This window comes from Phytobacter cepae (genome assembly GCF_054165735.1).
The window spans coordinates 3,805,691-3,822,151 of the sequence record NZ_CM135107.1 but is presented as its reverse complement, the minus strand read 5'-3'; the positions used below and the strand labels follow the sequence as shown (position 1 = coordinate 3,822,151).

Here is a 16,461-nt window from a genome sequence, read left to right as displayed (position 1 = left end):
ACAAAAAAGGAGAAACCGTTGGGAAAAAATTATGCATTGGTTATTGACGATCACCCTCTGGTAGGCAGCGGAATAGCCAATTTTCTGTCGACCCACTTTGCATTCAAATCAGTTTTGGTGGTGACGGATGAGGAGAGCTGTTACCGGCATATCCGCGACAATGGCCCGCCGGACCTGCTGGTCATCGACTTCTGGCTTTCATCCTCTACTGCCCTGAAATTACTTAAAGAAATTAAAAACCGCTTTCCAAAGATGCGGTTACTGGTGGTGAGTGGCGACGAAAATAATGATATCTGGATGAAAGTGCAGAGCGCTGGCGGCCATGGTTTTGTTCTGAAAAATGCGGCACCGGAATTATTTGGTGAGGCAGTTCAAGCGCTTATGAATAATCAGTCATGGTTCCCTGAAGCCAGTGTGGATATTTCGGCAAAAACCAGCAACGCATTGCAAAAATTTAACTTAACGCCTCGTCAGACCGAGGTTTTACAGATGATGATGCGTGGCCTACCAAATAAGAGGATCGCCTCGCAGCTTGCAATTTCAGAACCTACGGTTAAAGAGCACATCAGCAATATTTTAAAAAAGCTTGGTGTTAATACTCGCGTGGAAGTAATAACACTCCTTCATGGTAAGCAGGGAGAGACGCCATGAAATGGGTTGCCGAAACCGAAGAGGGTGGCATTTCCTCTCGGGCACAGATCCGCTTGCTGAATAATACCTTTATCCGCCTGGTGTTCAGTTTTACCGCCGTGCCGTTTGTCGGCATTCCGTTTGCAATCTGGCTATATTGGTTGGGTGCTGACACTGGGCCTACGCTGGTCTGGATCGGTATTTACCTGATTTGTGCAGTAATAATCAGAATATGGCACCACCGCTATCAGCGGGAGGTGAAAGAAATTAACGAAGAGGAGGTCCTGCGCCGCTGGCTTCCGCATATTAATAAAGTCGCCCTTGCCCATGGGTTGGGTATTTCCTCGCTCTATTGGATTACGCCGCCGGGCCAAAATTTTGATTTTTTCCTGCTTCTGAATATCAGCATCGCTGCGATCGTCGCCGCTAACGCGACCCATCTGACACCCGTTATCAGCACCTTTAAACGCTTTTTCATCGCCTCCTGGGGAGTGTTAAACATTGGCATCATCTGCCGCATGGACAATGTCATGCTGATCGTACTGATGCTGAATTTACTCTATGCCCTTGCGATTTACCGCCATGCGTTAACGTCACACGCCTTTTTCATTCAGCAGGCCAGGCTTGAAGAGGAGAGCGCCCGCCTTGCCGAGCAGTTTCGTCAGGCAAAGGAAGAGGCCGAGCAGGCGCTGCTGGATAAAAATCAGTTTTTGACCACCGCCAGCCACGATTTGCGCCAGCCGGTGCACGCCATGGGCTTTCTTATCGAGGCGATTATCCATAAAAACAGCAACGACGCGCTGATGCCACAGTTGCTGGATCTGCAACAAAGCGTGCGCTCCGTTCAACTGATGTTCAATTCACTGTTGGATCTGAGCAAGATTGAATCCGGTAATATGACCACGGCCACCACCCATGTGGACATTGGTGCGTTGCTGGATTCGGTTATCACACTTTTTCGCGAAGAGGCTAAAAGCCGGGGGTTGAAGCTGCGAACCTGGCGACCAGGGCGGCAGATCCATGTGATGGGCGATCCGTTACTGGTGCGCCAGTCGCTGATCAACCTGATTCAGAATGCCCTGCGTTACACGCAAAAAGGGGGAGTGCTGGTCGCGATTCGCCCGCGCGGCGCAGAGTGCCTCATTGAGGTGTGGGACACCGGGGTAGGCATTGCTGACGGCGAGAAAAGCAAAATCTTCTCCCCCTATTACCGACCCGAACTGGCGTGGAAAATAGACAGTGCCGGTCACGGCCTTGGGCTTGCCGTGGTAGCCCGTTGCGCAAAACTGATGAACGTGAAATACGGTATGCAATCCATTGAGGACAAAGGTTCCCGCTTCTGGATGCGTTTTCGGCAGTATACCGGCGATGTCACGGTGGCTGACCCCGCGCCGGCCAGTGACGCCGTGGCCCCAGTCAGCCGCCGCGCATCGCTGAAGGGGTACTGCCTGGTAGTGGACGACGATCCGCTGGTCACCTCTGCCTGGGAAAGTCTGATGAGCAGCTGGGGTATTACGGTGCGCTGCGCTGACTCCGCAGAAGAGGCTTTTGCCATTGTTGACGGGGGATTCACGCCCAGCGTTGTGTTGTGCGATCAGCGGTTACGCTCGGGGGAGAGTGGGTTTGATATTCTGAAAGCGCTAATTGAACGCCTGCCCAACGTCAGCGGGGCGATGGTCAGCGGTGAGTTCAACTCTCCGGTTCTGCGTGAAGCCGAGGAGGAGGGCTATCTGGTTCTGCGCAAACCCCTTGAGCCCGCGACCCTTCACGCGCTGTTAACGCAGTGGTCGACCCACTAGTAAGCAGAATGAGGTGCCCGGTGAAGGCTTTTTTGTGAATCGAGTCACAAATCATCGGGACAGGAATTGCGTTTGACTGCGGACTTCCCTATCAATAGCCGCAGAGGATCGTTACTGATAATGCAGGCGTGACCAATTTGTTCCCCTTACAGGGAATTAATTGGTCACGTTTTTTTTTACCTGAAGAAAACCGACGGCGCAGTCATGAAGATTTTAAAAGTATTTAATAACAATGTGTCTCTCGTTTTCAATGAAGCCGGTCAGGAAGAAATCGTCATTGGTAAAGGGCTGGGGTTTAACAAACGCGAAGGGGATTGGGTTGATGCTGCCCTGGTGGAAAAACGTTTTGTACTGGCGACGGCGGCGCTCAGTAAAACCACCCATTCTCTGGCATCGCATATCAATGCAGAAGAAATTGAGATAGCCATCGGCATCATTAAAAACGGCGAACAGATCCTGGGCTATCGGATTGATGAGGCGATTATTCCGGCGCTGGCAGACCATATTGGTTTTGCATTAAAGCGTTCGCGGGAAGGGGTCACCATCAGTAGTCCACTGAAGTGGGATATTAAACAGATCTATTTCAACGAATATCACTATGCCCTGCAGGCGCTACAAAAAATTCGCGATACTTTTGGTGTCGACCTGCCGGATGATGAGGCGGTGTTTATCACGCTGCACATCGTCAACGGTGGCATTCTCGAAAATGACATGCATGAGACCATGAAGGTCACGCAAATTATTAATAACATTCTGGATATTGTGAAGTACCACTATCAAAAGGAGTTTAATGAAGCGGCCTACGATTACACCCGGTTCGTCACTCATGTGCGTTACTACATCATGCGCCATTTAAAAACCAAAGCCATTGATGACAGCGATACGACGCTGGAGCGATTACTGACCGGGCGCTACAAAAACGACTATCTCTGTGCGATGAAAATAAAACGTTATTTAGAAAGTAAATACGACTGGTTAGTTACGCGAGACGATATTGTCTATCTCACGCTGCGACTGAATCGGTTGTCATTAAGCAACTAATTTAATTTATCAGCAGGCCAACACCAGGGAAATGCTTCGGCATTTTCTACGGCCCGCTATTACCTGAAGAAAAGTATCAGAGGCCAGGTGGCATCATGAAATATGAAAATGAGAGTAAAGAAATCGTCTCGCTGGTGGGGGGCAAAGAGAATATTGAAAGCGTCGTGCATTGCGCCACCCGCTTGCGTTTCTCCCTGAAGGACTCAGCCCAGGCCAACGGCGAGGCGCTGAAAAAATTGCCCTATGTGCTCACGGCCGTGGAGAGCGGCGGCCAATATCAAATCGTCATCGGCAGTGCAGTGGCGGAATATTACGATGCCATTCTGGCGGTGACCGGGAAAGACAAGCAGGCTTCACATGAGAGCCGCGATTCCGCGAAAAGTAAAAAATTCAGCATGGACGCGGTTTTTGAAATTATCTCCAGTGCGTTTAGCCCATTAATTCCGGCCATGGCCGGTTCCGGGATGCTGAAAGCCGTATTAACGGTGCTGGTCGAGGCCAAATTGCTTTCCGATGCCAGTGATACGTATGCGGTCCTGAGTGCGGCGAGCAATGCGATTTTCTATTTCCTGCCGGTTTTCCTCGGCATCACGCTCACCAATAAAATTGGTGGCAACATGTACGTCGGCGGCACCATTGGTGCGGCCTTAATGGAACCCACATTCACCGCGCTGATTGGCAAAGCAGATACCACCTTCCTCGGTATGGGGCTGACGGCGGTGAACTATTCCACCACCATTTTCCCGATCTTTATCGCCATCTTTATTTATTCGTGGCTCGACAAACTGCTTAAACGCATCATCTACAAAGAGATCCAGCTCTTTGCCGTTCCGCTCTTTTCTCTGATGGTGATGGTGCCCTTTACGGCGCTGTTCTTTGGCCCCTTCGGCACGGTGCTGGGGAACGGCCTCTCTCACGGTGTTATGTGGTTAATTAGCCAGAGCAAACTGCTCTCCGGGATTGTGATTGGCGGCGGCATGCCATTTATGGTGATGCTGGGGCTGCACTGGGGTTTCTCGCCGATCACGCTGGAAAACCTGCGTGTCTCCGGCGGCGATCCGATTGAAGGCATGGCCGTGGCGTCTGTCTTCGCGCAAATTGGCGTGGCCATCGGCTTCTGGCTGCGCTCCCGCAAACATTCGAAAATGCGCGCATTGACCGGGCCAATCATTCTGACCGGGCTGTTGGCAGGCGTGACCGAGCCTATCGTTTATGGACTTATCCTGCGTTACAAGAGGTTGATGGTCATTGTTGCGCTGGCAGGGGCCATCGGTGGCGCTATCTGCGGTGTCACCGGCGTAACCATGAATGCCTACGTCTTCCACAACGTCTTTTCCATTCCGGTTTATACCCCGAAACTCGGCTATTTCGCCGGCGTGCTGGCGGCAATGATTGCCGGTGCGGTGCTGGCCTGGTGTTTTGGCGTTAAAAAAGGTGAGGAGAGCGAACTGCTGCCAGAAGCCGCTGCCGCCGCACCACAAACACCGCTTGCTGTAGTAGCGGCCCCGGCGGCAGAAACGACGCCTATTAGCGATATTCTCTCGCCACTGCGCGGTGAAGTGATCCCGTTGAGTGAGATCCCGGACGATGTCTTCTCCAGCGGTGTGGTGGGGCAGGGTGTCGGTATTATTCCTCTGGAAAATGCGGTTTATGCCCCGTTTGATGGCGTGGTCTCATCCATGTTCCCTTCCCGCCATGCCATTGGTGTGACCTCAAATAAAGGGGATGAGGTGCTCATTCATGTCGGCATTAATACCGTGCACCTCAACGGTCGCTGTTTTACGCCCTGCGTGAACGTCGGCGATAACATTCTTGCCGGGCAGGTGTTAATGACCTTCGACATGGATGCGATTAAGCGTGAGGGGCTGTCACTGATTACGCCGGTCATTTACGTCGACGATCGCGGAACCGGGGGCGATGTGCATATTGAACAGGATGGTCGCGTCAGTGAAAAAGACACGCTGTTTAAAATTATCCGTCACTGTTAATTGTCCGTGTGCTGACGCCATTAAATATTGCAGATAAAGATCTTCAAACAGGAATCCAGACATGAAAAAAGATTTTCTTTGGGGCGGCGCGGTTGCTGCCCACCAGGTGGAAGGTGCATGGAACGTTGGCGGGAAGGGCATCAGTATTGCTGATGTGATGACGGATGGCACCAAAGAAAGGGCCCGCAAGATAACGCCGGGTATCATGGACGGTCATTTTTATCCGAATCATGACGCGATCGATTTTTATCACCACTATCCGCAGGATATTCAGTTATTCGCGGAGATGGGTTTTAAATGTTTTCGCACCAGCATTGCCTGGACGCGTATTTATCCGCAGGGTGACGAGTGCGCACCAAATGAAGAAGGGTTGGCATTTTACGATGCGCTTTTTGATGAGCTGCTGAAATATGGCATTGAACCTGTCGTCACGCTTTCGCATTTTGAGATGCCCTGGTCTCTGGTGGAGAGATTCGGCGGCTGGCGCGATCGGGCATTAATTGACTTTTTCACCACCTTTTCCGTGACCGTCATGGAGCGTTATAAGAACAAAGTTAAATACTGGATGACGTTTAACGAGATCAATAATCAGCAGATCCTCGATAATCCGATTTATGCCTTTACCAACTCCGGCATTATTTATGGCGAAGGAGAGGACCGTCAGGAGGTGGTGTACCAGGCGGCGCATTATCAGTTGGTGGCCAGCGCAAAAGTGGTGGAAGCGGGCAGGAAAATTAACCCGGATTTTCACATTGGCTGCATGATTGCGGCGACGCCGAACTACCCGCTCACCAGTGATCCGCTCGATAACCTGCTCGCTCAGCGGGAAAATGAAAAGCAGCTCTTCTTCACCGACGTGCATGTACGCGGGGCCTGGCCGTCATGGGTGCGCAAAGAGTGGGAGAACCGGGGCTATGAGATTGATGTGACCGAGGACGATCTCAGCGTGTTGAAGCGCGGCACCGTGGACTATATTGGCATCAGCTATTACCTCAGCAATACGCTCTCGGCCTGCGAACGAGGAGAGCGTCTGAAGGATAATCTGTTGGGGGATAATCATCTGGTGAAAAACCCGTATATTTCGTCAACGGAGTGGGGATGGTCGGTCGATCCCGTTGGCCTGCGCTATTACCTCAATATGCTTAATAACCGTTACGGGTTGCCCATTTTCATCGTCGAAAATGGTTTTGGCGCCAACGATGTGTTGACGCAGGATGGCGTCGACGATCTGGAGAGGATCGGTTTTTTGAGTCTCCACATCGAGGAGATGAAAAAGGCCATTGAGTGTGACGGTGTGGACGTGATGGGCTACACCATCTGGGGCTGTATCGATCTGGTGTCGTTCACCACCGGTGAGATGAAAAAGCGTTACGGTCTGATCTACGTCGATCGCGACAACGCTGGTAACGGCAGCGGGGCCCGTCGTAAAAAACGCTCTTTCGACTGGTATAAAAAGGTCATTGCCACTAACGGCGATACCGGGATTTAACGCTAACGACTGACCTTCTGGCGGCCCGTGGCAGCACGGGCCTACCTTTAGTCTTCAACCTTCAACCAGGCCGAACACTGGCTTCATCGTCTAACCAACCCTCAAAAACCGCCAGCGCCGCGTCGTTTACGCCGGTTTCTGCTGGCTTCACCAGGCAAAAGTGTTTGCTCAGACTATTGGCGACGGGCCAGGGAGCGACCAACGCACCCCGGCTCAGGTCATTGGCAATATAGACCTGTGGCACCAGCGCGACGCCCTGTCCTGAGAGCGCAGCGGCAATCGCCATTTCATGCAGGTCATAGCGCACGCCGAGCGCCGGATTATCCAGCGCGATGCCGCTCTCCCGCCCATAGTGATGCCATGCCTCCGGCGTCTGGCGGCGATGAATGCGCGGCAGTCTGTTCAACTGCGCGTTTACCGGCGCATCGGTGAGCAGGCTCGGGTGGCAAACCGGCACCAGTCGCTCATGAAAAAGAGAGCGCGTGCGCATACCCGCCCAGGCGGGATGATCGAAATGCACTGCGGCATCAAAACCGCTGCCGGTCAGGATAAAAGGGTCGGTTCGTACAGCAATATTGACCATGATGTCGGGATGCTTCTCCCTGAATTTCCCCAGCCTCGGGATCAGCCATCGGCTGGCAAAGGTCGGCGGGGCCGCAATCTCCAGACTTTTACTGCCGTCAGGTACGCCTTTCAGGTACTGAGTGTCGCGGTCGAGACGCTCCAGCGTTTCCCGAACCCGGTGCGCGTAGCGTGCGCCATTCGGATTAAGCTGCACCCGGCTGCCGGTGCGATCGAAAAGTTTGCAATCAAGCAGGGCCTCAAGCCGGGCAATCTGGCGGCTGATGGCCCCCTCGGTCAGAGAAAGCTCTTCTGCCGCCCGGGCAAAATTGCCGTGCCTTGCGGCGGCCTCAAAGGCCAACAGAGAGCGGTTGCTGGGAAGTTTTCTGCGCATCAGGACACCTTTTTGCACGCGGTCATGCTTGTGATTTAGTGACTTAATGTCACTGATGAATGAAATAATATCGATTCTTAGGCTTAACTTCAGCAGGTAGCATGAGGAAACGTCAAGAAGCAGCGCAGCCGCTGCCAGCAAAAGGTGCTCCCTATGTCTCAATCCATTTTTCCAACCTGCCAGATAGGTGATTTTCAGGTCACTGCGCTCAGCGACGGCACTATGTCTGTCAGCCTCGACTTACTCAGGGGTATTGAAACGGCCGAAGCCTGCGACATTCAGCACCGTGCAGGCATCCGTGACGCTGGCCAAATTCATATTTACGCTTATCTGGTTCGGGGCCAGGGGAGAACGGTTCTGGTGGATGCGGGAACGGGCGGAGCCAATAACGCGGGCGGAGATCTGCTCAGGAATCTGTCGGCCATTGGCGTTCGCGCCGGGGAGATCGATACCGTCCTCCTCACTCACGGCCACCCTGATCACCTCGGCGGATTACTGAATCTAAAAGGAGAGCGGGCCTTTACACATGCTCAACTCTACATTCATCCACGGGAAGCGGCTTACTGGACGGATGATGCGATGATGGCGCAGGGGAATGAGCGGCAGAAACGCAATTTCCACCTCGCACGTGCCACCTTCACCGCTTATGCAGAACAGTTGCATTATCTCGATAAAGATGACCCCATTGCGGATATTGCACCTGTTGAATTGCCGGGACATACGCCCGGTCACACTGGCTTTCGCATTGATGGGGCTGACAACAGCCTGCTTATCTGGGGAGACATTGTGCATTTCCCGCACATTCAGGCGGCACGACCCGCTGTGTCGATAGCTTTTGATGGCGACCCGGTTCTGGCGCAGCAGACGCGTGAGGCGATCATGGCGCAGGCGAGCCGGTACCACTGGCTGGTTGCCGGGATGCATTTTGGGAAACCGGGATTTGCGCATGTATACGCGACGGATAAAGGCTATCAGTTGGTTTATGTCGATGCGCAAACGGAAGGGGATTTTTCACGTCGGTGAGTTTACGAAGCAAATAAAAAAGCCCCAACGGTGAACGTCAGGGCTTTTTACGTTACGACTAACTCATTGTTTAACATTAATACACTTAATCGGTTCGTACTGCTATTTGTACAACCTTAAATGTACGCGTTTATCACTGATAATATTGGGTACTGAAAAGATAAAAAAATTCCTCCCACTAGTTATCGGTTAAACACTCCGCTGGCTTCGTTGATGCCTGAAAATACAGCGGACAAACAAGTACATCTCCCGGCGCGATATAAACTCTTTGATGCGTAGCCTGACAGCTGTTGCGATCTTTATTACCTGAAACTTACTCAACCCATTCGCAACAATATACAGTAAAACATGGCCTTACATCATCGCGCGTTGGTCCACACCCTCTGCGATTGTCTCGATTGTCGAGTTTGATTACGTGGCCTGAAAGCATTGTCACGCGGGGAGGTTACTTTTTCCCGCCGCGACTAACCCATACAAAATATACTTCGTGGCCTTTATCGCAGAATATTTAAAGAGCATTTAAACATCTTTACTACTAACAGCGAATTAATGTTGCGTGCTGTTAATATCTAATTTAGTCATTTTTATGACGCTGTCAATACTGTCTTTAATAACATGTCTTTTAGATCAAGATACACTTAATTAGACGAGTGAAATCAGTAAGATAGGAAAATAGGTCATGTTACCGTTTGGTTAAAATATAAGCGCGAAACGCAATTGCTGTCAGGCGATTATAACGAAGAGGCTCAAGGGGACTTTTTTCGTTCATTATTTGTTCTAAAACTGAACGATACGGACACGTATTTCCTTGCGCCTCTTAGACTTACCGGTCACCGCATCAGCGAATCGTTTCGTCAGCAATCAGGACAACCTTACCAATGTGCCCGCTGGCATCCATCAATTGATGCGCCTCGCCCGCTTTCTCCAGCGGGAAGGTTTTAAACACCTGTGGCTTCACCGCGCCGGTTTCGACCAGCGGTAAGACGTTATCGCTCAATGCTTTGATAAGCTCTGCTTTCTCTGCGGGTGAGCGTGAGCGCAGGGTCGAACCAATATGAGTGAGCCGTTTGCTGAGCATCGGGAACAGGTTCACCTCTTTCGCCACGCCGCCTATCACGCCGATCTGCACGATGCGCCCGTTCATCGCTGCCGCCGCATAGTTTCGCGCCACGTAGTCACCAGCCACAATGTCGAGAATGATATCGGCACCGTGCCCGTCAGTCGCCCGGTGGGTGGCATCGACGAAATCTTCCTCTTTGTAGAGGATGGCAACGTCCGCTCCCAGTTTCAGACTGGCCTGCTGGTGGGCTTCAGACCCGACGGTGGTTATGATTTTCCCGGCACAGAAGGCTTTGGCCAGCATAGTTGCCGTGGTGCCGATACCCGACGCACCGCCGTGGATAAGAATAATATCGCCTGCTTTAAACTGACCGCGTTCAAACATGTTTAGCCAGACGGTCATAAACGTCTCCGGCAGGGCGGCAGCTTCAATCAGGCTTAACCCTGGCGGGAGCGGTAACGTGTTGCTTTCATCCGCCACGCAATATTGCGCATAGCCACCGCCGGGGATGAGGGCCGCCACATGGTCGCCCGGTTTCACGTTTTGTACCCGCTCGCCGGTCTGAACCACCACACCGGAGACTTCGAGACCGGGGATATCCGATGCCCCGTCAGGCGGCGCATATTGCCCCTTGCGCTGCATAATATCCGGACCGTTAACCCCTGCCGCGGCAATGCGGATCAAAACCTCATTCTCTTTAGGTTGCGGCACAGGGCGGGTAGTGGCCTGTAAAACATCCGGCCCTCCGGGTTCCGTTATCTCAATCGCCGTCATGGTTGACGGCAGGTTTCCATATTGCTCAGACATGGTACTCCCCTTAAATTTAGTCAGACGTCAGGCATGCGTCGATGACGGCATGGCTGCAAAAGGTGTCATTAAAAGATGGGCGCAGAGTGCGGCGAGCGCAAACACAAACCCGGTTATTGCCAGCCCATGCCAGCCCCATATCGCCGCCATGCCTGCCCCGACGGCGGTTCCGGTGGCGCCACCGAGAAAATAGCTGGTCATGAATAACGTATTCAAACGGCTACGGGCGGTGATGCTGAGTGCGGTAATGCGGCTTTGGTTCGCCACCAGTCCAGCCCGGTTACCAATATCAATCAGTGCCATCGCCGCTAACAGCAGCCAAAGATGCGAGGCGCTGATACCGACCAGCAGAAATGCGATACTGAGAATCAATGCCCCTGCGAGCAGCATACGCCGTGAGCCTACGCGGTCGACCAGTCGGCCAATCATCGGTGAAGCGAGTAATCCGGCAATACCCACAAAGCCAAAAGCACCCACCGTATCAGGGCCAAAATGATAAGGGGGACGCGCCATAAGCATGGCAAGGGTTGACCACAATGCCGAAAAAGCAGCGAACATCAGAAAGCCGGTGACGCAGGCGGCACGCAGAACCGGTTCATTACGCAGTAGCGACCCCAGCGAGGCGAGCAGTGCCGTATAGGGCAGGGCAGTCACACGCTCGGTCTGGGGTAACTGGGCGATGACCACGGCCATGACGACCAGATCAATGGCGACAGCGAGAAAAAACATTGTTCGCCAGCCGCCCCATGCCCCCACGAACCCGCTTAACGTGCGGGCGAACAACAATCCAGCTGAGAGACCGCTCAACAGCGTACCCACGACCCGCCCACGTGTTTGCGGCGAGGCCAGGCCAGAAACCACCGGAATAATGATTTGCGCGGTAACGGCACTGGCCCCTACCGCAAAGCTTGCCAGTTTGAGTGGTCCAAATCCTGGCGCGAGCGCAACGGCCAGCAGGCTTGCCATATTGAATATCAGCAGAGTAAGAATCAGCTGTTTGCGATCCACTCTGTCGCCCAGAGGAACCAGCAGGAGCAGGCCGGTGGCGTAACCCAACTGGGTAAGCATAGCTATCTGCCCTGCATCGGCATCGCTACGGCCAAACGTTGCGCCGATGCTGGCGAGTAAAGGCTGGTTGTAATAAAGAGTCGATACGGCAAAGGCGCAGGCCACCGCCATGAGAAAAACCGTGGTGGAGGTGAGCGGGCAGGACTGCTTAGTGACGGTAATCATGATGACAACATTCCCGTATGAGGTAAGTGCCATCACTGTAACTGCGCACGGCCGCGCCGATAACGCCGTTTTTGACGCAATATCTTTGCGTAAAATGCAAAGATGTTGCGTCAGGGTCCCCAGACGGGAGGGCTGCCCACCGCCTGACGCAGCGCCTCAATGAAGACGCGAACTTTTGCACCGGGCTGCGGTAGCGCCCGGAGAAGATGAATACGTGATGCGTTAATATTCCAGCACTCGCTCTCTAAATTCAGGCGCTTCAACGTGCCAGACTGGATATCGTGACCCACCATCCAGGCTGGTAAAAAAGCAATCCCCATCGCCTCCAGAGCCGCACTACGTAAGGCTTCAAAATCATCACAGCGGAAAAAGACGCCTGCATTCTCTGCCGCCTCTGATGAAAAGCCCGGCAGATCTTTCCAGCCGAGTAAATCAGCGCCGTGAAGTTTGTCGATAAGCCGATGTCTGGCAAGCTCGTCTACCGAGACTGGTGTGCCTGCACGAGCCAGATAAGCCGGACTTGCCACCAGAAAGCGATGTAAGGGGGCAAGCGTACTGGCGATCAGCGTACTGTCGGGCAACTCGCCCATGCGAATCATCACATCAAGCCGTTCCGTCACCGGGTCGTAAAGGCGCTCGGTCAAATCCAGTTCAGCGCGCAAATGCGGGTGCTCCGCTTCCAGTTGGGCGATAACGGGCAGGACGTAGCGTTTACCGAACGAGGGTAGGCAGGCGATACGCAGCGTGCCTGCGACGGCAGTATCGAATGCTGAAACCTCGGCATGTACATCGGCGAGTTCATCAAGCAGGCGTTGGGCGCGCTGGTAAAGTTTCTGCCCGGCATCCGTTAGCATCAACGAGCGGGTGGAGCGTATAAAAAGCGTCGTGCCGAGGGATTGCTCAAGCGCATCGATTTGCCGTACCACGGCAGAGGGCGTTTGAGCGCGCTGGCGGGAGGCGGCGGAAAAACTGCCCGCACGCACGACATCGGCGAAAACAGCAAGGTATTCAGCAAATGCGGGTGTCATCATTTTTGCATGCTGCGCAAAGTATCGGAATGGGCATACCCTAGCACCCTGAAGGAGGCGGGTTAAGCAAATTCGTGTGGTGCCTCCCTATGACACCTGCGCCTCGCTGACCACGACCTGATTTCTTCCCGCACTTTTCGCGGCGTAAAGCGCCTCATCGGCCTGTTGCAGTGCCAGGTTTATGTCGTTGCCGTTTTTACGCACGCTCGCGACACCCAGTGAAATCGTCACGTTGCCGGTGTAAGGGAAATCTTCATCGTCGATATGTGAGCGCATGCCTTCTGCGACCGTAACGGCCTCGCTGAGCGGGGTGTCTGGCAGAAATACCACAAATTCCTCCCCGCCAAACCGGCAGATGATCTCGTCTTCAATACACACACTCTTTAATCGAGCGCTTAATGCAACCAGTACAGCATCACCGGCAGTGTGACCATATTTGTCATTAATCTTTTTAAAGTGGTCAATATCAATGGCAATGATGCAGTGTTCATGGGTGGTGGCATGGCGTTTAACCAGCACATCAAACCCTTTACGGTTATAGAGCCCGGTGAGGGGATCGGTCATGGCTTCATCGCTGAGCTTGTTCACTCTGCGCGTCACCATTTGTAAATGGAACATCACCGCCTCGCGCAGACGATCAGCTTCGTTATACCAGGCATTTATTTTTGAGAGCTTCTTCAGCGTAACTTCGCTGTCCTCTTCTTTGGCGAATTCAACCAGCCTTTCGAGTGGGAAAGATATTCTCGCTGAAAAGAAGGTGACCGTTGCTGCGGTCAGGACAATAATCGCGAGGGTAAACCAAAAGGCATTTATCACCGTTTGCAATAATATACGTGAAACGCTATCCGGTGCGCCGGAGATGATAATTTTCCAGTTCGCCTGGTTCATGCTCGCATAACCCACCAGTTCCCCGGCGTTACCATCGCTATCATAAAAATAACCATTGCGGTTTGAGTTTAATTTCTCTTTAAGCGTAACGCCTGGTTTGAAATTTTTGCTGATAAGTTTGGTGTCCTGGTTAAAGATAATTTTCCCGTTACTGCTCACGATGCTGACATCGGTTTTATTATCGTAAAAATGCATACTGAGTATTTCACTGAGTATGCCTTCTTTTTTGAGGTAAATAGTACCCCCTAAATAACCGAGATATTTCCCGTTTTTAGCAAATACAGGCTGCGAGACGAGAACAACATAATTACCTGCGGCAGAAGTAAACGGCTCGGAGATAAATGCTTTTTTTGCGTTGATGGCCTGTTCACTGGTTTGTGATTGTAACTTCAAGCCAATCAAACCTAAACTTTCCGGCGAGGCAGCGGTAATAACTGCATCTGCACTCACAATGACGACAGAATTGAAAAAACCTGACTGCAACCGTAAGCGATTTGCTTCCTGTTTCAACTGATTAGGGTCGTTAAAATTTTCAATCAAACTGGCGCTGTATGCCAGTTCTCTTTGTGCCGTCATAAGATAGCGGTCGGTGGTATCGGCAAGTTTTCGCGCATAGGCCAGGTTGCTTTCCAGCAAACTGTCTTCAATGTTGCCTTTTTGAAAAAGCGTTAACGCACTGAGAAGTAACAAAGAAGTGAGCAATATCCCCCCAACGGAGAGCGCCAGCATCAACGTGCGGAGATGGAATTTTCTTCTGAACATAAACATCCATGCAAATCAAAAAGACGACAACTTTTTATCCAGTCCTTGATCAAAACATAGACACCATTCAAAAGCAATTTTAATCAGGACAGGCCTGGCGATTTATCCTGCTACATCAGGTAGGGTAGTAAGGAATTTCCGAAAAGATAATCGCCATGCCAGCACGCGTCTGTTGTTGTATTAAAGGCAAATTAAAAGTAGCACTTTTTTTTGGCAAACTTCACATGCTAATATTCATTGAAATAAATTGGGTCGCCGTCACACTGTGACATCTCTGGATAACAGGAAACAGAGCGATAATATGTTTTGCTTCCTACGTTATCATGCATCTACGACCGGTTAACTGAATTTTTATATTCCTCTGCTGGTAGTTTTCAGACGAGCGTTTTATATTGAAATTCTGACTGTGTAAGGAGTGTTTATAAAATGCGTCATCGCTATCCCATAATGACTCCGGCATCTGAACACCTTGCTTTTCTGTGCCGTGTTGCGGCCTGGACCGGATTCGTGGTGTGTTTGGGATGGCTCGCATTTTTCATGTCGTTGCAGGATTGGGAACTGGCCTGTTCCTTACTTATTCTGGCCGTGGTGATTTTGCCCTGCTGGCGACTGGCATTAAAAGGACATTTTTCCACCGGGTTGATGGGCGCGCAGATTGCTTGTTTACTTTTTGTGGTGGTTTTTTGCTATCGGTATGATGTGTCCGACAGTACCGTTCAACGAACAACCCATCTTTATCTGCCCGTCATTGCCCTTGTCGGCTATATGAATTATCAGCGGTACCGCTCTCGCCTCCAGATAATCATTATCCTGGCAAGTTTGATTGCTTTCATTTTTTACTGCAGTAACCATAGCCTTTTTTCTATTGATAATCCTGTTTCACGAAGCTTTCGCGTCGTCAGTGCATGGCTGAATCCGGTGCTTGCGACCCTGTTTTTATTTGGTGGCATCGTGGCGATGCATACTGATTTTTCGCGAAGAGCGCAGAGAGCCAAAGCCATTCATCACGCGTTGTACAATGAGCAATTTATGCTTATGTACCAGCCTTTGGTTGATAGCACCGGCCAGGTGGTGGGGGCCGAAGCCCTGATCCGCTGGAATCATCCCACTTCTGGCTTATTGCTGCCTTCCGCCTTTATTCCTGACGCTCAGGATGCGGGATTGATGCCGATGATAGGAGAGTGGGTGATCACGCATGCCTTTAATGAGTTACTGAAATGGCAGGCCTCGGCAGACACGCGCCATTTATCCGTCTCTATCAATATCACTGCCGACCACTTGATGCAGCCTGATTTCGTTCGCAAACTCCTGAACCGGGTCAGTCAAGAAAATATTCCTTGTAAACAGGTACACCTGGAATTAACCGAGAGCGTTTTCGTCTCCGATCCGGATACTGTTGCCGCGCGAATGAATGAGCTGGCAGCCATTGGATTTATGTTCTCACTTGACGATTTCGGAACGGGATTCTCATCGTTAAGCACCCTGCGCGGATTGCCTCTGGAACAGATCAAAATTGATCGCAGCTTTATTTCCAGCGCCAGCGAAAATCAAAAAGGCGAGGTGATCGTCAGGAACATTGCGCGGCTGGGAAGCGAACTGGGGCTTGAGGTGGTCGCTGAAGGAATTGAAACAGAACAGCAGTGGCTCATGATGAAAGAGTACGGCTGTTCTGTTTTTCAGGGGTTCTATTTCTCTCCGGCGGTCAGTTCATCACAATTTGCCCACCTGGTTGCGCAGGGATTACCGGTTAAGCAGTGA

General features: G+C 51.8%; 12 protein-coding genes. 7 read left to right on the top strand and 5 right to left on the bottom strand.

Annotation, left to right across the window (positions count from 1 at the left end):
• The first annotated feature begins 18 nt into the window (after positions 1 to 18).
• From ACUY4Q_RS17965 to ACUY4Q_RS17945, 5 genes are all read left to right on the top strand, one after another.
• On the top strand, positions 19 to 651 hold the full coding sequence (locus ACUY4Q_RS17965; protein ID WP_458047383.1) for a LuxR C-terminal-related transcriptional regulator: 633 nt from the start codon (positions 19 to 21) through the stop codon (positions 649 to 651).
• Complete coding sequence (locus tag ACUY4Q_RS17960) at positions 648 to 2,429, top strand: hybrid sensor histidine kinase/response regulator (protein ID WP_458044067.1); 1,782 nt, start codon at positions 648 to 650, stop codon at positions 2,427 to 2,429. Before ACUY4Q_RS17965 ends, ACUY4Q_RS17960 begins: the two co-directional genes overlap by 4 nt.
• A 204-nt stretch (positions 2,430 to 2,633) precedes the next feature.
• Entirely contained in the window at positions 2,634 to 3,470 is an 837-nt protein-coding gene (locus ACUY4Q_RS17955) for a PRD domain-containing protein (RefSeq protein ID WP_458044066.1), read from the top strand.
• Between the two features lie 95 nt (positions 3,471 to 3,565).
• On the top strand, positions 3,566 to 5,458 hold the full coding sequence (locus ACUY4Q_RS17950) for a beta-glucoside-specific PTS transporter subunit IIABC (RefSeq protein WP_458044065.1): 1,893 nt from the start codon (positions 3,566 to 3,568) through the stop codon (positions 5,456 to 5,458).
• 61 nt (positions 5,459 to 5,519) lie between these two features.
• Positions 5,520 to 6,947: a 6-phospho-beta-glucosidase gene (locus ACUY4Q_RS17945; protein WP_458044064.1), complete on the top strand. Its 1,428-nt coding sequence runs from the start codon at positions 5,520 to 5,522 to the stop codon at positions 6,945 to 6,947.
• Positions 6,948 to 7,008: 61 nt separating this feature from the next.
• Here the strand turns inward: ACUY4Q_RS17945 and ACUY4Q_RS17940 are convergent, their stop codons facing one another.
• Positions 7,009 to 7,902, bottom strand: coding sequence for a LysR substrate-binding domain-containing protein (locus tag ACUY4Q_RS17940; RefSeq protein ID WP_458044063.1), 894 nt, complete (start codon positions 7,900 to 7,902; stop codon positions 7,009 to 7,011).
• Positions 7,903 to 8,055: 153 nt separating this feature from the next.
• Between ACUY4Q_RS17940 and ACUY4Q_RS17935 the strand changes: the two genes are divergently transcribed.
• Positions 8,056 to 8,925: an MBL fold metallo-hydrolase gene (locus ACUY4Q_RS17935; protein WP_458044062.1), complete on the top strand. Its 870-nt coding sequence runs from the start codon at positions 8,056 to 8,058 to the stop codon at positions 8,923 to 8,925.
• An 838-nt stretch (positions 8,926 to 9,763) separates the two neighbouring features.
• On the opposite strand, the gene ACUY4Q_RS17930 is transcribed toward ACUY4Q_RS17935, so the two are convergent.
• The 4 genes from ACUY4Q_RS17930 to ACUY4Q_RS17915 form a co-directional block, all read right to left on the bottom strand.
• A complete protein-coding gene (locus ACUY4Q_RS17930; RefSeq protein ID WP_458044061.1) occupies positions 9,764 to 10,792 on the bottom strand; it encodes an NAD(P)H-quinone oxidoreductase in 1,029 nt (342 codons plus the stop codon).
• Positions 10,793 to 10,819: 27 nt separating this feature from the next.
• Positions 10,820 to 12,025, bottom strand: a complete 1,206-nt coding sequence (locus ACUY4Q_RS17925) for an MFS transporter (protein ID WP_458044060.1) — start codon at positions 12,023 to 12,025, stop codon at positions 10,820 to 10,822.
• Between the two features lie 110 nt (positions 12,026 to 12,135).
• On the bottom strand, positions 12,136 to 13,056 hold the full coding sequence (locus tag ACUY4Q_RS17920) for a LysR family transcriptional regulator (protein WP_458044059.1): 921 nt from the start codon (positions 13,054 to 13,056) through the stop codon (positions 12,136 to 12,138).
• A gap of 84 nt (positions 13,057 to 13,140) precedes the next feature.
• Positions 13,141 to 14,703: a sensor domain-containing diguanylate cyclase gene (locus ACUY4Q_RS17915; protein ID WP_458044058.1), complete on the bottom strand. Its 1,563-nt coding sequence runs from the start codon at positions 14,701 to 14,703 to the stop codon at positions 13,141 to 13,143.
• Between the two features lie 426 nt (positions 14,704 to 15,129).
• On the opposite strand from ACUY4Q_RS17915, the gene ACUY4Q_RS17910 reads away from it, so the two are divergent.
• Positions 15,130 to 16,461 (top strand): putative bifunctional diguanylate cyclase/phosphodiesterase, encoded by a 1,332-nt coding sequence (locus ACUY4Q_RS17910; protein ID WP_458044057.1) that lies wholly within the window; start codon positions 15,130 to 15,132, stop codon positions 16,459 to 16,461.